General features: G+C 59.6%; 19 protein-coding genes and 1 pseudogene. 9 read left to right on the plus strand and 11 right to left on the minus strand.

Annotated features, from left to right (window positions below; genetic code table 11):
- The 3 genes from NCT32_RS30305 to NCT32_RS30315 all read left to right on the plus strand — a co-directional run.
- A partial coding sequence (locus NCT32_RS30305; protein ID WP_250490995.1) for a DUF6429 family protein occupies positions 1 to 130 on the plus strand: 130 nt, incomplete at its 5' end.
- 216 nt (positions 131 to 346) lie between these two features.
- Complete coding sequence (locus tag NCT32_RS30310) at positions 347 to 667, plus strand: hypothetical protein (RefSeq protein WP_143756455.1); 321 nt, start codon at positions 347 to 349, stop codon at positions 665 to 667.
- A complete protein-coding gene (locus tag NCT32_RS30315) occupies positions 642 to 2,027 on the plus strand; it encodes a UbiD family decarboxylase (RefSeq protein ID WP_250490966.1) in 1,386 nt (461 codons plus the stop codon). Before NCT32_RS30310 ends, NCT32_RS30315 begins: the two co-directional genes overlap by 26 nt.
- A gap of 363 nt (positions 2,028 to 2,390) precedes the next feature.
- Here NCT32_RS30315 and NCT32_RS30320 read toward each other — a convergent pair whose 3' ends face one another.
- Positions 2,391 to 2,600 carry a hypothetical protein gene (locus NCT32_RS30320; protein WP_250490967.1) on the minus strand — a complete coding sequence of 70 codons (210 nt, stop codon included), beginning with the start codon at positions 2,598 to 2,600 and terminating at the stop codon, positions 2,391 to 2,393.
- Positions 2,601 to 2,912: 312 nt separating this feature from the next.
- Between NCT32_RS30320 and NCT32_RS30325 the strand changes: the two genes are divergently transcribed.
- Positions 2,913 to 3,065, plus strand: coding sequence for a hypothetical protein (locus tag NCT32_RS30325; RefSeq protein ID WP_250477660.1), 153 nt, complete (start codon positions 2,913 to 2,915; stop codon positions 3,063 to 3,065).
- A 587-nt stretch (positions 3,066 to 3,652) separates the two neighbouring features.
- Here NCT32_RS30325 and NCT32_RS30330 read toward each other — a convergent pair.
- Positions 3,653 to 3,871 (minus strand): annotated as a pseudogene (locus NCT32_RS30330) (tyrosine-type recombinase/integrase); the annotation flags it as partial.
- A gap of 8 nt (positions 3,872 to 3,879) precedes the next feature.
- Between NCT32_RS30330 and NCT32_RS30335 the strand changes: the two are divergent.
- Positions 3,880 to 4,416, plus strand: coding sequence for a hypothetical protein (locus tag NCT32_RS30335; RefSeq protein WP_311768203.1), 537 nt, complete (start codon positions 3,880 to 3,882; stop codon positions 4,414 to 4,416).
- A gap of 83 nt (positions 4,417 to 4,499) precedes the next feature.
- Positions 4,500 to 4,637 (plus strand): hypothetical protein, encoded by a 138-nt coding sequence (locus NCT32_RS30340; RefSeq protein WP_250477668.1) that lies wholly within the window; start codon positions 4,500 to 4,502, stop codon positions 4,635 to 4,637.
- Positions 4,638 to 4,962: 325 nt separating this feature from the next.
- Here the strand turns inward: NCT32_RS30340 and NCT32_RS30345 are convergent, their stop codons facing one another.
- The 3 genes from NCT32_RS30345 to NCT32_RS30355 form a co-directional block, all read right to left on the minus strand.
- Positions 4,963 to 6,279, minus strand: coding sequence for an MFS transporter (locus NCT32_RS30345; RefSeq protein WP_250490968.1), 1,317 nt, complete (start codon positions 6,277 to 6,279; stop codon positions 4,963 to 4,965).
- Positions 6,280 to 6,540: 261 nt separating this feature from the next.
- Entirely contained in the window at positions 6,541 to 7,284 is a 744-nt protein-coding gene (locus NCT32_RS30350; RefSeq protein ID WP_061121639.1) for a GntR family transcriptional regulator, read from the minus strand.
- Positions 7,285 to 7,407: 123 nt separating this feature from the next.
- The gene (locus NCT32_RS30355) at positions 7,408 to 8,385 is read right to left on the minus strand and encodes a LysR family transcriptional regulator (RefSeq protein WP_250490969.1); all 978 of its coding nucleotides are present in this window, start codon (positions 8,383 to 8,385) and stop codon (positions 7,408 to 7,410) included.
- Between the two features lie 106 nt (positions 8,386 to 8,491).
- On the opposite strand from NCT32_RS30355, the gene NCT32_RS30360 reads away from it, so the two are divergent.
- The 3 genes from NCT32_RS30360 (at position 8,492) to NCT32_RS30370 (ending at position 10,332) form a co-directional block, all read left to right on the plus strand.
- Positions 8,492 to 9,226, plus strand: a complete 735-nt coding sequence (locus NCT32_RS30360; protein WP_250490970.1) for an SDR family NAD(P)-dependent oxidoreductase — start codon at positions 8,492 to 8,494, stop codon at positions 9,224 to 9,226.
- 71 nt (positions 9,227 to 9,297) lie between these two features.
- Positions 9,298 to 9,897: an NADPH-dependent F420 reductase gene (locus NCT32_RS30365; protein WP_250490971.1), complete on the plus strand. Its 600-nt coding sequence runs from the start codon at positions 9,298 to 9,300 to the stop codon at positions 9,895 to 9,897.
- 18 nt (positions 9,898 to 9,915) lie between these two features.
- A complete protein-coding gene (locus NCT32_RS30370; RefSeq protein WP_250490972.1) occupies positions 9,916 to 10,332 on the plus strand; it encodes a nuclear transport factor 2 family protein in 417 nt (138 codons plus the stop codon).
- Positions 10,333 to 10,359: 27 nt separating this feature from the next.
- On the opposite strand, the gene NCT32_RS30375 is transcribed toward NCT32_RS30370, so the two are convergent.
- From NCT32_RS30375 to NCT32_RS30400, 6 genes are all read right to left on the minus strand, one after another.
- Positions 10,360 to 12,093: an alpha/beta hydrolase gene (locus NCT32_RS30375; protein WP_250490973.1), complete on the minus strand. Its 1,734-nt coding sequence runs from the start codon at positions 12,091 to 12,093 to the stop codon at positions 10,360 to 10,362.
- 95 nt (positions 12,094 to 12,188) lie between these two features.
- On the minus strand, positions 12,189 to 12,590 hold the full coding sequence (locus tag NCT32_RS30380; protein WP_250490974.1) for a phasin family protein: 402 nt from the start codon (positions 12,588 to 12,590) through the stop codon (positions 12,189 to 12,191).
- A 175-nt stretch (positions 12,591 to 12,765) separates the two neighbouring features.
- The gene (locus NCT32_RS30385; protein ID WP_250490975.1) at positions 12,766 to 13,323 is read right to left on the minus strand and encodes a hypothetical protein; all 558 of its coding nucleotides are present in this window, start codon (positions 13,321 to 13,323) and stop codon (positions 12,766 to 12,768) included.
- Between the two features lie 33 nt (positions 13,324 to 13,356).
- Positions 13,357 to 13,611 carry a DUF3667 domain-containing protein gene (locus NCT32_RS30390; RefSeq protein ID WP_250490976.1) on the minus strand — a complete coding sequence of 85 codons (255 nt, stop codon included), beginning with the start codon at positions 13,609 to 13,611 and terminating at the stop codon, positions 13,357 to 13,359.
- Between the two features lie 201 nt (positions 13,612 to 13,812).
- Positions 13,813 to 15,210, minus strand: coding sequence for an FAD-dependent oxidoreductase (locus NCT32_RS30395; RefSeq protein ID WP_250490977.1), 1,398 nt, complete (start codon positions 15,208 to 15,210; stop codon positions 13,813 to 13,815).
- A 68-nt stretch (positions 15,211 to 15,278) separates the two neighbouring features.
- Positions 15,279 to 15,818: a carboxymuconolactone decarboxylase family protein gene (locus tag NCT32_RS30400; RefSeq protein WP_250490978.1), complete on the minus strand. Its 540-nt coding sequence runs from the start codon at positions 15,816 to 15,818 to the stop codon at positions 15,279 to 15,281.
- Positions 15,819 to 15,905: the final 87 nt, after the last annotated feature.

A 15,905-nucleotide genomic window follows, 5' to 3' on the forward strand; every position in this document is an offset into this window, starting at 1 on the left:
CTACGAACGGGGGCTCATCGAAGACCCGGTCAACAAGACGAAATCTGTGACATTTACCGAAGAAGGACTGCGCGAGTCCGAGCGGCTCTTTAACCAACACTTCGTCATTCCTGAGCGACCAAAAACTTGATTCAACGAACTTCTAACTCAGCACACTAGTGAGCGATCCGCAATCAGACCTTGCGCAAATCGTCTTTTATGCTGATGTGCCGCCTTGCCTGGGTGAGCAGATAGTCGGCCCCTTGAATACTGAAGACACGCCGTCTATGGTTCAAAGGCTATCGGGGTGAGCGCCGGCGCGCTGCGTGGATAAAGACCTCTGGACTCAACCAAGGATCGAACACTCATGGACGGATTGACCGAAAAGATTGCAGCCATCGTCGAAGAGGCGAACCAGGATGGAGCCTTTCGCCAGCAGTTACTGGACGAACCCCTGGCGTGTCTAAAAGCAAGGGGCTTGGATATATCCGATTCTTCTCTTCTGGCGATTTCATATACGGCCGGTTATGGCGTTTTCCTGGGCATTGATATACGCGCGCTCTCGGATGCACCCAGCCAGCCAAAAGAGCCAAGAGGAAAAGACATCAATTCAGATCATTTCCTGGATTGCCTGAATGTCAACTCACGCAATGGAATTCAGAATGAGCAAAATAAACAATCTTCGTGACTGGCTGGAATTCCTTGACCGCACCAAGCGTTTGATCTGCCTCGAAGACAATATCGCGCTCGAATATGATGTTCTTCGATATATCGAGCATTTCGAAGGGAAGCAGGCCTGCTTTTTTTCGCGACCCGGAGGACATGAGGTACCGATTGCCGGAGGATTGCTTGGGCAGCGGCAATGGGTGGCTGAGTTGCTCGAGCTTCCCATCGATCAGATCCTGCCCGCCTTTCAGAGGGCATTGAAAGCCCCATTGGAGTGGAATGTGGTCGAGCAGGATTCGGCTGCTGTCCACGAAGTAACGCACGACAAGGATATCGATTTAAAAAGGATCCTGCCCATCATTACCTGCCACGAACGCGATGGTGGCCCTTACATCACCAGCGGCCTCGTGCATGGACTGAATCTGGAAACAGGCAAGCAAAACCTCTCGATAAACCGTCTTCAAGTGCAAGGGCCTGACAGGCTGAGCATCCTGATGCTCCCGCGCGATCTGTTCGCTTATTATCAGGCCGCGGAAAAGCTGGATAAGGAATTGCCGGTTACCGTTACCATCGGCCACGATCCGGTGGTCGAATTGGCTTCGCAGGCCATTGCGCCGCGCGACGTGTGCGAACTGACCATTGCAGGCGCACTCAAGCAGCGTCCGATCGATGTCGTAAAATCATACACCAACGATGTCCATATTCCTGCGGACGCCGAGATAGCGATCGAGGGGTTCATCATTCCACATAAACGCGTATTGGAAGGCCCATTTGGAGAATTTCCAAAATACTACACCGGTCAGGACCTGCTTCCCTACATCAGGATTACCTGCATCACCCACCGCCGCAATCCGATTTATCGCGTCAACAATCCCTCCGGGATCGAGAACGTCATTATCGGCGGAATCCCCCGGGAGTCGTCCATTCTGGAGCGAATGCAGCTCAATTTTCCTAATGTGCTGGATGTTCGCCTCACGTCGGGAGGGCTCGGACGTTTTCATTTGATCGTGAAAATAATAAAGAAGCAGTATGGCGAAGCAAAAAACGTTATCGCCTGTGCATTTGGCTGCCATTACGACATCAAAATGGTGACTGTCGTCGATGAATACATCGATATCAACGACAGCGAGCAAATCGAATGGGCAATCGCAACCCGTTTTCAGGCTTCTCGCGATCTGGTCATCATCCAGCACGGTCTGGGTTCTAAGCTCGATCCTTCGGGAGACAAGCGCGGATTGAATGACAAGATGGGCCTGGACGCGACCAAATATCTGGGCGATGACGAACGATTTTATGTGTCTCGCATCCCGCCTAGCTTGGGCAACGTCTATGACCGACTAGCGAAGGACAGTCAATCACTCGCCAGCTATTTGAGGTCGTAATGTGTACACGATGGGCGAGTTCGCCGGCACTTACATCCCTCCTTTGCGGTCGAGGAGCGCCCGTCGCCTGGCCGTGCGCTGGGCCGCCGCGCTTTTGCTGGTGTGGCGTGCCTGTACGGCGCGAACCGTGTCGGCTGTATGTATTCGGCCAAGCGGTTGCCGAGCGCGGGCCTCGGCGTACAGTACGTCCTGAAACCTGCTCACGGCATCTTTGCCAATATGGAGTTCGCATTCGGAAAGGACGACAAGGCCGCCCTCTTCAAGATGGGATACGCATCCTAAGCCGATCTCGGTCTTCGGCCAGCTTCAATCGTCCCTGCTTCGCCGCTCAGCCGCAATTGCTTCGTTACCCCAGATCATCTATCAATCACTGATTTCAGGCTGTGGCCAGATGACCGGACGTGGACTTGGACAGTCAGTCACGGAAACGCCGAGAGCGTCGTTTGCTGGCCGTGTGGTGAAACCGACTTCATCCGTAATTATGAATTTTCGACCGGAAGCACGAACCATAGCCGGATAAAACAATTTACGAATATATATGACGATTGGGTGATTGATCGGATCGTCTTCCATACCCGTCGCCTGGACAACGCGATATTCGCGTTACACTTATAGATTGATCTGTTACTGCCGTCGCTTTCGATATTAGCAAGAACCGATACAAGTGGGATGTTCGGATTGATACTCGGATTTCTTGCAGCGAGACTGTTCTTCCGCAGCCGTTGATCGATAGGCTTTTCGAGTTCTGTCGGCGGGCTGGGCTTCGATATGCAGCAATTGACTTAAGAGAATTGGCCGATGGGGACCATTGTTGCTTTGAAGTGAATCCTGCGGGACAATTCCTCTATCTCGATCTGATCGCGGGGTACGCAAATCTGCAAGCTCATGGCCGAAGCGCTTCAGGGGGAAACGCCGACAGAATATCCAATCCCGTTCGTCCCGGAGCATCTGAAGGATAGGGAGGCCGCCAAACGCGTGGTGCTGGAACAAACTGTTCCGCTGAACAGTGTGGGCGATTTAGTAACCCATCTGTTTTGATTGCATGAGAGTTCGCGGGCACTGCTGGAAATTGGATAGCGGTCTGCGCCCTCAACCTCGCCGCGAGGCAGCCGTTTTTGCGAGCGCGCCTTGTTAGACGCGGCAGCAAGGCACACGTTGCTCCGCCTTAGCGAACAGTTTGTCTGCCTGGATAAGTTTATGTCAGCATCTGCGGCGCGTCGCTGCTTCGCTGGCCGAGGTGCGTGGCCGGGACTATCCAGTTGACGCTACCTGATAGTGAGACCGCGCAACTGCCCGATCCTATGCGTTTCAAGGTCGAATGAAATGGCCGATATCAGGGAGGGACCAGCCGTCTCGGTGTCTCGGTACGATCGCATACGAATGTCCCTCCATGGCCGAAAGTGTGCATTGCCGCTGACGCTTAACGGACTTACCGTGGTCGGACAGGCAAGTTTCGCCGGTCCCTGGATGCAACTAATCGTCTATGTTTGCATACCCCTGGCATCGCAACGAGCTCTGCAGAGATCTGGGGTTTGGGCACAGGGACTTTCATGAGAGAGTGGCGGTTGGCGAATCGGAATCGGCAGGGTGCGCCGTCGGGATGTGTTGGGTGACCTCGCTTAGTTTCACCAGTCTACGCGATGCTTCTCTTCGGTCTCCTGATGGCGCCGATCGTCGTCGACGTGCAAGTAAATGCTAGTCGTTGTCAGCGAGGCATGTCCGAGGTTGTCGCGCACCGTGCGCAGATCTACCTTGCGGTCGGCCATGTGCGAGCCGGCGCTGTGCCTGAGCCAATGCGCGGACGCCTTCTCAAGCAGATCGGCTCGCGCGCTCGCCGTATCGTCGCCGCGAGTTGGAGTGGCAGCAGGCCGAAGAGGCTGCCACGCGCAAAGCGCTCGAGGCGCAGATCAAGCGTCTCGGCGAGGAGGCCGTCGCACGCGAGCGGGAATTGGAAAAAGTACGTGATATTTTCTCGCGGGATCTGGAGAAGCTGCGCGAGACGGCCAGCCGTGCTGAGGAGCGCTTACGCGCATCGGAAAAGCGGGCGCTCCTGGAGATCGATCGGGAACGCAGCGCCACGGCCAAGGCTCAGAAGGAACTGGCCGAGGTGGCCAAGCGGGCGGAAAAGCGAGAGGCCGAGCATCGTCGCACCGTCGAAGCGCTGCAGACGCAGCAGGGCGACACGCGCCATCAGAACGGGGTGCTTCAGGGCAAGCTCGCCGCGCTCGAAGCGGCGCATCAGTCACTTCAGGAGCAGTTGAAGTCGCTGCGCACCGCGGCGCGGCCGCCTACGCGCCGCGTACCCGCCGCCGAAGTCAGTCCGCCTGCCAGGCGAGCCGCTCGAAAGGCAGTGGCTGGCAAAACGGCGAGAGTGAAAGGTCGCCCTTAGATAATGACCGGATGGCGCGGACGGGTGGTGGTCTACGATCGAAAAGCGCGCTAGCCGCGTCGTCGGCTGACAGGAGCGAACAGATGAGAAGATCAGCAGAGAACAAGTTGCGGGTGGTGGCGGTGCGCATCGACCCCGTCATCGAACAGCGGTTGCGGGTGCTGGCAGAGGCCACGGGGCGAAAGCAGTCGTTCTTTTGTGTGTCACGAACGCAGGCGTGAGCCTGCGGTGCTGTACCGAAGATGGGAGTAGGCCTGACGATGCACCCAGCGAAGTCAAAGATCGTGTATTGCAAGGATAGCAATCGAACTGGCACCTATGCGCCCGCGATCCGCTGCGTCTGCCGCAGCGTAGACGCCATGAGATATGCCACGCGCAACCCCGATAAAGACGCGCTTTCTCTACGGAACATGGGCGTGGCAGAGATCTTCGGACCGGGGACAACCGTACACGAGATCGTCGCGCGGCTCGTGCGGCTGGTCGAAACGAGCCGCTTCGGTGTGTCGGCCTGGTCAAGATGCGTCACTGATCTAGACCGAAAGAGCTCTACGGTTGACTCAGGTCCGCGTGCGCGGTGATCACTGCTGCCTGCCGCCGTGCGCCGACCGACCGTGCGATGGCTGTTCCGATCGCGAGCACTAAAAGACATGCGGTAGGAACAAGCATCGGCGCAGTGTGGCTCTCGCTGATCTTGCCGACATAGGGCATGAGGTTTTGACCGAAGAAACCTCCGAGATTTCCGATGCAGTTGATGGCCGCAACACTCGCTGCGGCTCGAGCACCCGAGAAGAAGCGCGGCGGAAGCGACCAGAAGCACGGATACAGCAAAGGAATACACGCCCCGCCGAGGCACAGTGCAATGAAGCGAAGGGAAACGGTTGGCAATATCAGGCTCGAGGCGAAGCAAACGACTCCAACGCCCGCAACGACGGTCATCGCTCGGAGGACAACGCGCTCTCGTTTGAGCTTGCCCGGCAGCCACAGCAGGAGCAAGGCTGCCAGTGCCCACGGAATCATGTTGAGCAGTCCGTTGACCGTCGACGAGACGCCATAGCTTTTCACCAGTGTAGGCATCCAGTAGGTCACTCCATAGAGTGACGTCGACATCAGCATGTAGGTTGCAGCGAACATGAGAACCTTGGGGTCGATGAATGCAGCCCAGGGATGCGACGCCTTCGCCTCGGTAGGCGCCTCCCTTTGAAAAGCCGCCAGTACAATTTCCTTCTCCGCCTGCGAGAGGAATGGCGCGACTTGAACCGAGTTCGGAAGATACTTCAGCGCGACAAAGGCGATGAGGATGGCCGGAATGCCGGTTGCGATGAACACCCACTGCCAGCCCTGCAAATCCCACGTGCCGCCGAGCGAAAGCAGCAGGCCACCGACAAGCGACCCCAGCATGTTTGCCAGTGCGCTACCCAGGGTGAAGAACCCAAGCACGCGCGTTCGATAGCTCTGCGGGAACCATTGCGTGAGGTAGTAGATCACGCCAGGATAGAAGCCTGCCTCAGCTACTCCGAGCGCGAACCTGTAAAAGTAAAACAGGGGCAGCGACTTCGTAAAGGCGAGCAAGACAGTGATGATGCCCCACGTAATCATGATTCGCGCCAGCCATGTACGCGCTCCAAAGCGGTGGAGCGCCAAAGTGCTCGGCACTTCGAACAGCAGATAACCGATGAAAAACAGTGATGCGCCAAAACCGTAGGCCGCCTCGGTCATCCCCGATGCTTGCACCATTTCAAGCTTTGCGAATCCGACATTTTGCCGGTCGATGAACGCGATGAGGAACATCACGATGAGCAGCGGCATGAGTCGCCACGCCATTTTTCTCATCACATGCTGTTCAGAAATCGGAATCGAATCCATGTACCCCCCAGAAATGTGCCTGCGACACCGGTCCCTCGTGGAGACGGGCAGTGGCATCCGACGCAAGATATAAACATATATATCTTTATATCTCTGGATGACACGGGCGAACTATGAGGTGTTACCCGAACGATGCAGGGAGCAGCCGGAGCGCGAACATAAGTCGGTCGGGGCGCAAAAAGGCACGCGCGGGTTGCGCGTAAAGCCGGGAGAAAGTTGTCTGTCAAGGAGCCCGCGCACGGGCGGGCTAGAGAGGGAGGGTTACCGGATTTCTACTTGATATTGGAACCCTGTCGCGGCGCCTCGCGTTGTGCGCCATTCAATCGGTGTTCCGGCGAAGTCCAGCGCCACTCGATTGACCATAATAACGGGGCTGCCGACGTCAACGTGAAGTGTCGCCGCATCCTCTTGATTGGCCTGTTCGACGGTCAGGGTTTCAGTAGCCGATGCCACTATCTGCCGGCAAGCCCGCTCGTAGAGGGGGTACATGAGGTTCCCGAAATCGTCGAGCGGAAGTGTCGCCAACGCATCGAAGCGGGGTCGGGAGAGCCAGATTTCCTCGCGGAGAACCGGTTTCGAATCGATGAGACGCACTCGGGACAGGTGAATGCTCTTTTCGGTCGGCTCCATTTGAAGCGCATCGCGAATCGCCTTGTTCGGCTTCACGATCTCACGCTTCAAAACTCTGCCGATCGGCTGGACTGCTTGGCCTTCCGCCGATTTGAACCGAAAGAAGCGAAAGAGGGATGAATCGAACCGCGGTCGACGCACAAATGTTCCTTTCCCTTGCGTGCGCGTGACGACGCCTTCTGCTACGAGCAATTCGATGGCTTTCCGTAGCGTACCGATCGAGACGACATAGGCCTCGCAAAGGTCGGCCTCGGTCGGTAGCGCCTGCTCGGGCGTCCATTCCCCATTGGCGATTCGACGCACGAGGTCGTCGCGGATCAGCTGATAGCGCGGAAGCCGTAGGTCGGCATTAGCGTGGAAGGAGGCCGTGTTCATGATTCATATAGTTAACCACAACTCTAGCTCTCCGTGTGGATCACAGCAATCTCCGCGGGTTAATCCCCCGACGGATCAGGACAAGTCCGTGCCATCCAACGCACGATTCGCTGGTTTCGGGGTTTAAGACCGTCGCTTGCGCGTCGCAGGCCTTCGGGCTTTTTTGGCTTTGGGGGAGACGGAGCGCTGGCTGGCATCTTTCGGCAAGCGCCGAGGATCGCCAAGGAGCTCGACCAGCCGTGTCTCGCATTCGGAAAACGAGTACCCGCGCCGCTGCGAGACCACGAAGGTGAGGGGGCGCATGTGCCATGCGCGCCGTTGAAGTTCGACAAGGCTTCCATTCACGAGGTCTTCCGCGACGATGTGATGCGGCATGTGCCCCCAGCACAAGCTTCCCTTTAGCAGATCGTGTTTCGCGCCGAGGTCATTCACTCGCCATTGGCGTTCGCTGGCAACCCCCTGTTGTGTCTTTTCTGCATCGGGCTGATTGTCGGTTACGACGAGCTGGATGTGCCGGCCAAATTCCTCCCGCGGGATCGGCCCCGCGGTTGCGGCTAGCGGATGCGATGGCGCGCAGACGGTCACCATTCGCGCCTCACATAAATGCTGCCTTTCTATGGTGCCTGGGCTCAACTCCGGCACGTCGGTGATCGTCACTGCCAACGCGCACGTGCCTTCGAGAACCAGACGCTCGCCGCCTTGCATCGTCGTCATGCGCAGATTGATTGCAACCGTTGGAAAGTCGGCCTGCAGGGTACGCAGGCATTCGATTAAATGCGCACGCGCAAAATAGGTATCCACGGCTATCGAGACCTGTGGGACCCCGGCCTCGGCGATCGACGCCGCGCGCATCTTCATTTCCTCGGTGCGTGAGATCACCCCGCGAGCATCGGGCAAGAGGCTGCGGCCCGCGGCCGAGAGCGTCGCTTTCCGAGTATTGCGCTCGAACAGCACTACATCAAAGGCGCTCTCGAGCGCGTTGATCGCGTGACTGATCGCCGACTGTGCACGCCTCAGTTCCCGTGCAGCCCCGGAAAAGCTTCCCTGGTCGCACACGGCGACGAAGGCCCGAAGTTGATTGATGGTGACGTTGTCGAGCATAGATATCTAAAAAGTAGATGGCACTTATAGATATTCAGTCAATTGGCTTCATGAAACAAGAGTCTCAGAATGGTGTTTGTCACTTTTGTTTCGAAGGAAGCACGACATGAACAGACTGAATGGAAAGACCGCTGTGATCACCGGCGGCGCCACCGGCATCGGCCGCGCCGCGGCAAAGCGCTTCATCGAGGAAGGCGCCTTCGTCTTCATCTTCGCCCGCCGGCAGGACGCGCTCGACGCCGCTTTGGCTGACCTTGGGCCCAATGCCCGCGCGGTGAAGGGCTCGGTCTCGGATCCGGCCGACCTCGATCGACTCTATGCGGCGGTGAAGGCCGAGCGCGGAACCCTCGACATCGTCTTCGCCAATGCCGGGGCGGGAAGCCAGCTTCGGCTAGGCGAGATCACCGCCGGGCACATTGACGAAACGTTCGACACCAATGTGAAGGGTTCGATCTTCACGGTCCAACAGGCGCTGCCGCTAATGGGCGAGGGCGGTTCGATCATCCTGACCGGATCGAGCGCCGGCACCACGGGCGCCCCGGGAATGAGCGCCTATAGCGCGAGCAAGGCCGCAGTGCGCAACCTCGCTCGGACCTGGGCGGAGGACCTGAAGGGCACCGGCATCCGCGTAAATGTGCTGTCGCCCGGGGCGACGGCCACCGAACTCGCGAAGGAGGCGCTGGGCGAGGAAGGCCAGAAGGCTTTCGCCGCGATGACGCCGCTCCAGCGGATGGCCGATCCGGCAGAGATCGGAGCGGTGGCCGCCTTTCTCGCGTCGCCGGACAGCAGCTTCATGACCGCCAGCGAGGTCGCCGTCGACGGCGGCCTTGCGCAACTCTGACGCGCTGCGCCCTGCCGGTCACTCCATTCGATACTCGCGGCTCGCAGGGCGTTGCAAACCAAGGAGATTAAATGAGCTACGCAATTATTGGTTTCGGCAAGATTGGCCAGGCGCTTGCCAAGGCGTTTGCCCGAAGCGGCATCGAAGTATGCGTCGCGACCACTCGCGACCCGGAAAGCTTTGCCTCCGCTGCCGCCGCCATCGGACCCACGATCGTTCCAACGAAACTGGCTGAAGCGGTCGAGGCGGACATTGTCTTCTTGGCTGTACGTTTCGAGTCGCACCAGGATGTCGCGAAGGCGTTGCCGAGCTGGCACGGGAAGACCATCGTCGATGTGACCAATGCATACGGCGTGTCCCCCGAGGAACTGGGAGGGCAAGCTTCGTCCAGGTTCGTCGCGCAGGCTTTCGCTGGCGGAAGGCTGGTCAAGGGCTTCAATCATCTGGCCGCCGCGGTCCTCGCGCAAGACCCGTCCGTACATGGTGGGAAGCGAGTCGTGTTCCTGGCGAGCGACGATGACGGCGCCGCAGCGGAGATTGGAGCGCTTGCGGAAGATCTCGGTTTCTCGCCGATCGAACTTGGCGGACTTTCGGAAGGTGGACTGCTCGTGCAGGGGCGCGGAAACAGCTGGGGTCAACTGATCTTCAAGGACCTGGTCAAGTTCGACTGATGAAATGGAGAGAATTCGATGAGCACTGGAGAGAATGTCCGGATCGTGAAGGATTTTTTTGCAGCAATCGGTCGCGGCGACGAGCAAGGTCTGATGGCGTTGGCTGCCGAAGATATCGAGTGGATCATTCCGGGCGAGGACTGGCCGCTGGCTGGCACGCACCGCGGGCACGCGGGATTGGCCAAAGTGCTTCAGAAGGCTTCGAACGAGGTGGAAATGACATACCTGGCGCCCCCCGAATTCGTCGCGCAGGGAGACCGGGTTCTGGTCATCGGCGTCGCTACGGGCAAAATCAAAGCGACGAATAAGACGTTCAAGGACGATTGGGTCTTCGCCATTACCGTTAGAAATGGCAAGCTCGCGAACATCCGGGAATATATCGATACGCAAGCCCTGGCGCGGGCCAGCGAGACGGACGCGACCCCTCGATCCTGACCCGGCTTTCGGCATGGTCATGAATGCTCAGGCGACCGTTGCCTCCGGTGGATGCTTCGCAACATAACGTCCCGGCGCGGGCTCGATCGGCGCGAACTTCGCGCTGCCCAGTTTCTTCGGCGCGGCGACCTGCTCGCCCGCGTACGTTTGCAGCCACTTGCTCCAGTGCGTCCACCAGCTTCCCGGCTGCGAAGTGGCCGATTCGAGCCACGCTTCTGGATCGTCGCCGAGCTTGCCGTCGATCCAGTAGGAGCGCTTGTTCTTCGATGCAGGATTGATCACGCCCGCGATATGTCCGCTCGCGCCGAGCACGAACTGCGTCTCGCCGCCCAGGAGACGCGTCGACTGGTACGCGCCCTTCCACGGAACGATGTGATCCTCCTGCGTCCCGAAGATATAGCTCGGCATGGCGATGCGCGCGAGATCCACCGGCGTGCCGCACATGGTGAGCCGCCCCGGCTGGCAAAGATTGTTCTCGAGATACATGTTGCGCAGATACCAGGCGTACATCGGCCCGGGCAGGTTGGTGCCGTCGGCATTCCAGTAGAGCAGGTCGAACGCCTGCGGCGCGCCGCCCTTGAGGTAGTTGTCGACGACATACGGCCAGATCAGGTCGTTCGCACGCAGCGTCTGGAACACGAAGCCCAGTTCGCCGCCCGAATAAATGCCGCCGCGCCCGATGGTCTGCTCGCGCTGCGTGACGCCCGCCTCGTCGATGAATACGCCCAGGTCGCCGGGATCGCTGAAATCGAGCATCGTCGTGAGCAGCGTGAGGCTCGCGACCGGATCTTCGCCGCGCGCGCGCAGTACCGCCAGCGCCGACGACAGAATCGTTCCGCCGACGCACCAGCCGACCGCATTGACCTTGTCGGCGCGGCTGATCGCCTGGCCCACTTCGATCGCTTTGATCGCACCGCTCTCGATGTAGTCGTCCCAGGTGATGTGGCCCAGGTCCTTGTCGGGGTTTCGCCACGACACGAGGAAGACGGTCTGCCCCTGTTCGCACGCGAAGCGCACGAACGAATTCGCCGGCTGCAGGTCGAGGATATAGAACTTGTTGATGCATGGCGGCACGATGACGAGCGGCCGCTCGGCAACCTTCTCCGTGAGCGGCGCGTACTGGATCAGTTGAAACAGTTCGTTCTCGAATACCACCGATCCCTTCGAGACCGCCACATTGCGCCCGACTTCAAAGGCGCTTTCATCCGTGATGGATATGCGTCCGCGCCTGAGGTCTTCGAGCAGGTTCGCGAACCCCGTGCGCATGCTCTTGCCCTGCGTCTCGATCGCGGTTTGCATCGCCTCCGGATTGGTGACAGCGAAATTGACCGGACTCATCGAGTCGATGAACTGGCGCGCGTAGAAACGCAGCTTGTGCTTCTCCTTCGCGTTGATATCCGCGGCTTCGACCATATCGTTGAGCAGCTTCGAATTGAGCAGATAAGTCTGCTTGAGGAGGCTGTACCACGGATTGTCGTGCCAGGAATCCGACTTGAAGCGGCGGTCGCCGCGCTCTGGCTGAATGGCGGGCTCTGGCTTCTGGCCGGTCGCGCTCGCCATCATGCCCGCATAGAGCGCCATCTGCTGCTGCCAGTAATGCGCCTGAGCCTGCGCGAGCGCCAGCGCGGGCAATGTCCTACCGGACTCCGAACGCGCGTCGGTCGTGTTGCCGGCCACGCCCATATAGGCTTCCAGCAGCGTCTGCCCGGATTTGAAAAACCCCCGGACGAACTCCTCCGGCATGTTGAACGGCGAGGCCATGTTGTCTCCCTGGGGTCATCGTCAAAAGCACGCCGCGCGCCTTGTCATCAGACAGGGCGCGCCGAAGTGCAGCATTCCGACTGGACGAAACCGCGCTATTTTCGCTGCAGCATCTTCTTTATTTCGTCTACGTGTTCGTTGGCGCGCTGCGTGATGTTCGCCATCGTGTCGGCCTGCGACTTGCGTGCGATTTCCGCGAGATCCTTGATGTCTTCGAGCGCTTTCACGCAGGCATTGCGTACGAATTCGTTTTGCTTGCCCGGATCGCTGATGCCGGTTTTCGCCGCTTCCTGAATCTCCTGCATCGCGCGCGTGAGCATGTCGGTCTGCTTGCGGACGAGTTGTTGCATGGACTCGTACGCGGTCTTGTTCGCTTCGACGATAGCCTCGATGTCCTTCTTGCGCGATTCGACCAGTGCCGACATGTCGACGCCGGGCACCTTGAACCGTTCGAGCATCCTGGTCAGATCTTCGAAGGGATTCTTTGGGTCAGCCATGACTGTCTCCTGGGTTGTTTGTGTGATGCGGAGGGCTCGGATCGCGATGCTGGATTCGCGGAACGCTCGTGCGGTTCGCCGGCTTGGTGGCGCCGTCGAGACCCAGGCCTCGCGGACATCACTTTACGCCGTCCGGGCGCAGCGTGCTCCGTGCTTTGCACAAGATGTTCCGTGATTACGCCGTGTATAGCGTGATTAGAAAGATTGCGAATCGGTAGCCTGGAACGATGAGGCCAGCCGTCAGCGCCAAAGTTGCCGCTTTAACGAGCCTTGTCACACCGTGAGAGCCGAAGACTGGCAACAACGCCAGGAACACATAACCGCCACAGAGGCTCAGATTGATGATCGAAAGAAGGTTGTCGACGACGGGTGAACTGAGTCCGAGGCCGCCGAGACGGACCTCGATGGCCGCGACGCCGAGCGCGAGCGAGAACAGCAACAGCAAGAACGCATAGAGATGGAGCGAGAAATAGACAAATGTGACGAATGGCTTGCGCGCGCGGAGGAAGGTCGTCCACAACAACAGCGTGAACGGAATCACCATGAGAATAATGAGTGACTTGGCATTGAGCACGGCCGCACGATCGAAAATGGACGTGTACTGAGGCAGGTCCGTCCGTAGTTTCGCGACGCGTTCGGCCACCAGCGACCGCGCGAGCGGACTCCGGTCCTGAAGATAAAGATGGGACTGCAGCGTCGAGCCGAAGACCTGGGTGTCGGTCAGCGACTGCATCGCGAAGAAAAACGCGTTGGCGCTGAGAAACAGTTAGAACGGCGGCACATAAGGCATCCGCTTTCCGTTCAAATGCGCGACCGTCAGCTCGCCGGGATGACGCAGCAAAATCCAGATCATGCGAAGCAGGCGCCCGTCGATGGTCGTTACCGCGTGCAGGACCTTCGCTCCGATCCCGCGCAGGGTAAGGTCGGGAGGCCGGAGCGCGCTCTCGCCGCACATCGGGCAGAACGGTGTGGTGACGCGATTTGCGCACGTCGGACATATCCAGGGTTCGGTCGCAGACATGACGTCCTCCGTTGGACCGCTCGTACACATGGACTAACAGAGTCGATTGTGAGCCCTGCGACCGTATCATCTGCGCGATGCAGCGACGAATCTCACCCGTCAAGGGGGTGCCACGGGCTCTGCGCCATAGAAGCAGTCTAGACGACGAACGGCTCCGCACGGGCGCGCTAGCTCGGACTCCCGAGCTACCGCGTGCCACTACTACACGGCGCGCTCAGGCAACCTGGACAGCAATGGCCCGAGACCTTCTGCAATCGTCAAATGGGAAATCACGGCATCTCGGAGCTTCGGATACGGAAGTTCTGCGATCATCGCCGTCTGCACCGCGGCCAGCACTTCTCCCGCTTCCGAGCCGATCATCGTGAAGCCGAGAATGCGGTCGTCTTCCGCGCCGACGAGCACCTTCATGAAGCCCTGCGTTTCGTCGGTCGCTTCGGTTCGCAGCACACTGCTCATCGGTAGCGTCGCGACGCGCGCGGCGATGCCCTCGCGCCGCGCATCGGTTTCGCTCAGGCCGACGCGCGCGAGCGGCGGATCGGTGAACAGCGTGTATGGAATCAGCCGATCGCCGGTGCTGCGATGTCCGCCCGCCATGTTGTCGCGCACGATCCGGAAGTCATCGACGGAAACATGCGTGAATTGCGGGCTTCCCGCGACCTCGCCGATCGCCCACACATCGCGCGCCGACGTTTGCAACCGATCGTTCACGCGGATATAGCCGCGCTCGCCCAGCTCGATGCCTGCACGCTCCAGGCCGATATCGGCGGTGTTCGGAATGCGCCCGGCTGCGACCAGAATGTCGCTGCCCTCGATGGTCTGCTCGCCCGAAGGCGTGCGCACGACGACGCGCACCTGCGTGCCCGAGTGCCCCTCGACGCGGATCGTCTGCGCGTCCAGCACGACGTCGATCTCTTCCGCGCGAAGTATGCGCAGCATTTCGTCGCCGATGTCCGCGTCTTCGCGGGACATCAGTCGTGCACCGCGCTCGATGATCGTCACGCGGCTGCCGAAGCGCCGATACGCCTGCGCCATCTCGACGCCGATATAGCCGCCGCCCATCACGATCAGATGCGATGGCGCGCGATCGAGATCCAGCGCGCCGATGTGCGTCAACGGATCGGCCGACGCCAGGCCTGGCACATCCGGAATCGCGGCATGCGTGCCGACGTTGACCACCACCTGATCGCCGCCGAGCGTGCGGGTGCCGCCGTCATTGAGCTGCACCTCGATGGTCTTCGGTCCGACGAACCGTCCGACGCCCATGATCAGCTCGGCGCGGCTCGATGCATACGCCTGTACGTGAAACGCGGCTTCCCGTTCGACCATGCCGCGCTTGCGATCGCGAACCTTCGCCATATCCACGGCGACGGGTCCCGTCGCTACGCCGAAATTGGCGGCATGCCGCGTCAGATGCGCCACGCGCGCACTCCAGATTTCATTCTTGCTCGGCAGACACGCGACGGCGGGACACGAGCCGCCTACCCACTGCCGCTCGACCACGGCGACGCGCTGCCCCGAGCGCGCCAGATGCCACGCCAGAAGCTTGCCGCCCTGACCACTACCTAGAATCAACGTATCGAACTGTTCGATCTGAGACATGACCTTCTCCCAATCAGCTAACGGATGAATCGATGTGGAGCGGACGCATCCGCTCGCGAGTGTCTGCATTACTCGACGGGCGGAAAATCGACGTCGGTGTCGTTGATGCGGTTGAACGTGTTGGTGAAGATCGTCATGGCAATCGCCAGCGATATCTCCGCCAGTTGCGAATCGCGATAACCTGCCGCGCGGATGGCGGCGAGTTCGTCAGCGCCGATCGTGCCGCGCGTCGTCTGCAAAAGCCGCACGAAGCGGATCAGCGCATCGCGCTTGAGATCACCGGTCGGCTGGCCGGCGCGAATCTGCCTGAACTCTTCCGGCGTCAGACCGGTCATCTTGCCGAGCATCACGTGCGCGGCTACGCAGTAGTCGCAACCCGTCTGCTCGCTGATGAGCAGCTTGATGGTTTCCAGATCCTGCTTGCTCAGGCTGCTGGCGGCCAGCGCGCCTTCGGCGTCGAGCGCGGCGTTCAGCGTCGCGGGCGCGAGATGGCCGAGCGCCGCGAACAGATTCGGCACGCTGCCGCCCGCGATCTTGCGAACGCGTGCGTAGACGTCGGCGGTGTCGCCCGTAGCGTTGGCGACGGCGGGAATGGAGATGCGACTCATGGTGGACCTCATTCGGCGGTGGTTGGGAGCCTCCACTTTAGGGTCGCCGGATGAGCTTGTTGAGTCGCTAAATTCTCAATATCATGC

This window comes from Caballeronia sp. INML2, assembly GCF_023631365.1.
In the GTDB taxonomy this organism is placed as follows: domain Bacteria; phylum Pseudomonadota; class Gammaproteobacteria; order Burkholderiales; family Burkholderiaceae; genus Caballeronia; species Caballeronia turbans.

Coding starts and splice junctions, on each gene's coding strand:
- NCT32_RS30345 (WP_250490968.1), bottom strand. CDS start 6,279: ATGGATTCGATTCCGATTTCTGAACAGCATGTGATGAGAAAAATGGCG.
- NCT32_RS30360 (WP_250490970.1), top strand. CDS start 8,492: ATGAACAGACTGAATGGAAAGACCGCTGTGATCACCGGCGGCGCCACC.
- NCT32_RS30315 (WP_250490966.1), top strand. CDS start 642: ATGAGCAAAATAAACAATCTTCGTGACTGGCTGGAATTCCTTGACCGC.
- NCT32_RS30370 (WP_250490972.1), top strand. CDS start 9,916: ATGAGCACTGGAGAGAATGTCCGGATCGTGAAGGATTTTTTTGCAGCA.
- NCT32_RS30355 (WP_250490969.1), bottom strand. CDS start 8,385: ATGCTCGACAACGTCACCATCAATCAACTTCGGGCCTTCGTCGCCGTG.
- NCT32_RS30395 (WP_250490977.1), bottom strand. CDS start 15,210: ATGTCTCAGATCGAACAGTTCGATACGTTGATTCTAGGTAGTGGTCAG.
- NCT32_RS30350 (WP_061121639.1), bottom strand. CDS start 7,284: ATGAACACGGCCTCCTTCCACGCTAATGCCGACCTACGGCTTCCGCGC.
- NCT32_RS30320 (WP_250490967.1), bottom strand. CDS start 2,600: ATGGAAGACGATCCGATCAATCACCCAATCGTCATATATATTCGTAAA.
- NCT32_RS30325 (WP_250477660.1), top strand. CDS start 2,913: ATGGCCGAAGCGCTTCAGGGGGAAACGCCGACAGAATATCCAATCCCG.
- NCT32_RS30390 (WP_250490976.1), bottom strand. CDS start 13,611: ATGTCTGCGACCGAACCCTGGATATGTCCGACGTGCGCAAATCGCGTC.
- NCT32_RS30365 (WP_250490971.1), top strand. CDS start 9,298: ATGAGCTACGCAATTATTGGTTTCGGCAAGATTGGCCAGGCGCTTGCC.
- NCT32_RS30310 (WP_143756455.1), top strand. CDS start 347: ATGGACGGATTGACCGAAAAGATTGCAGCCATCGTCGAAGAGGCGAAC.
- NCT32_RS30375 (WP_250490973.1), bottom strand. CDS start 12,093: ATGGCCTCGCCGTTCAACATGCCGGAGGAGTTCGTCCGGGGGTTTTTC.
- NCT32_RS30400 (WP_250490978.1), bottom strand. CDS start 15,818: ATGAGTCGCATCTCCATTCCCGCCGTCGCCAACGCTACGGGCGACACC.
- NCT32_RS30340 (WP_250477668.1), top strand. CDS start 4,500: ATGAGAAGATCAGCAGAGAACAAGTTGCGGGTGGTGGCGGTGCGCATC.
- NCT32_RS30380 (WP_250490974.1), bottom strand. CDS start 12,590: ATGGCTGACCCAAAGAATCCCTTCGAAGATCTGACCAGGATGCTCGAA.
- NCT32_RS30385 (WP_250490975.1), bottom strand. CDS start 13,323: ATGCAGTCGCTGACCGACACCCAGGTCTTCGGCTCGACGCTGCAGTCC.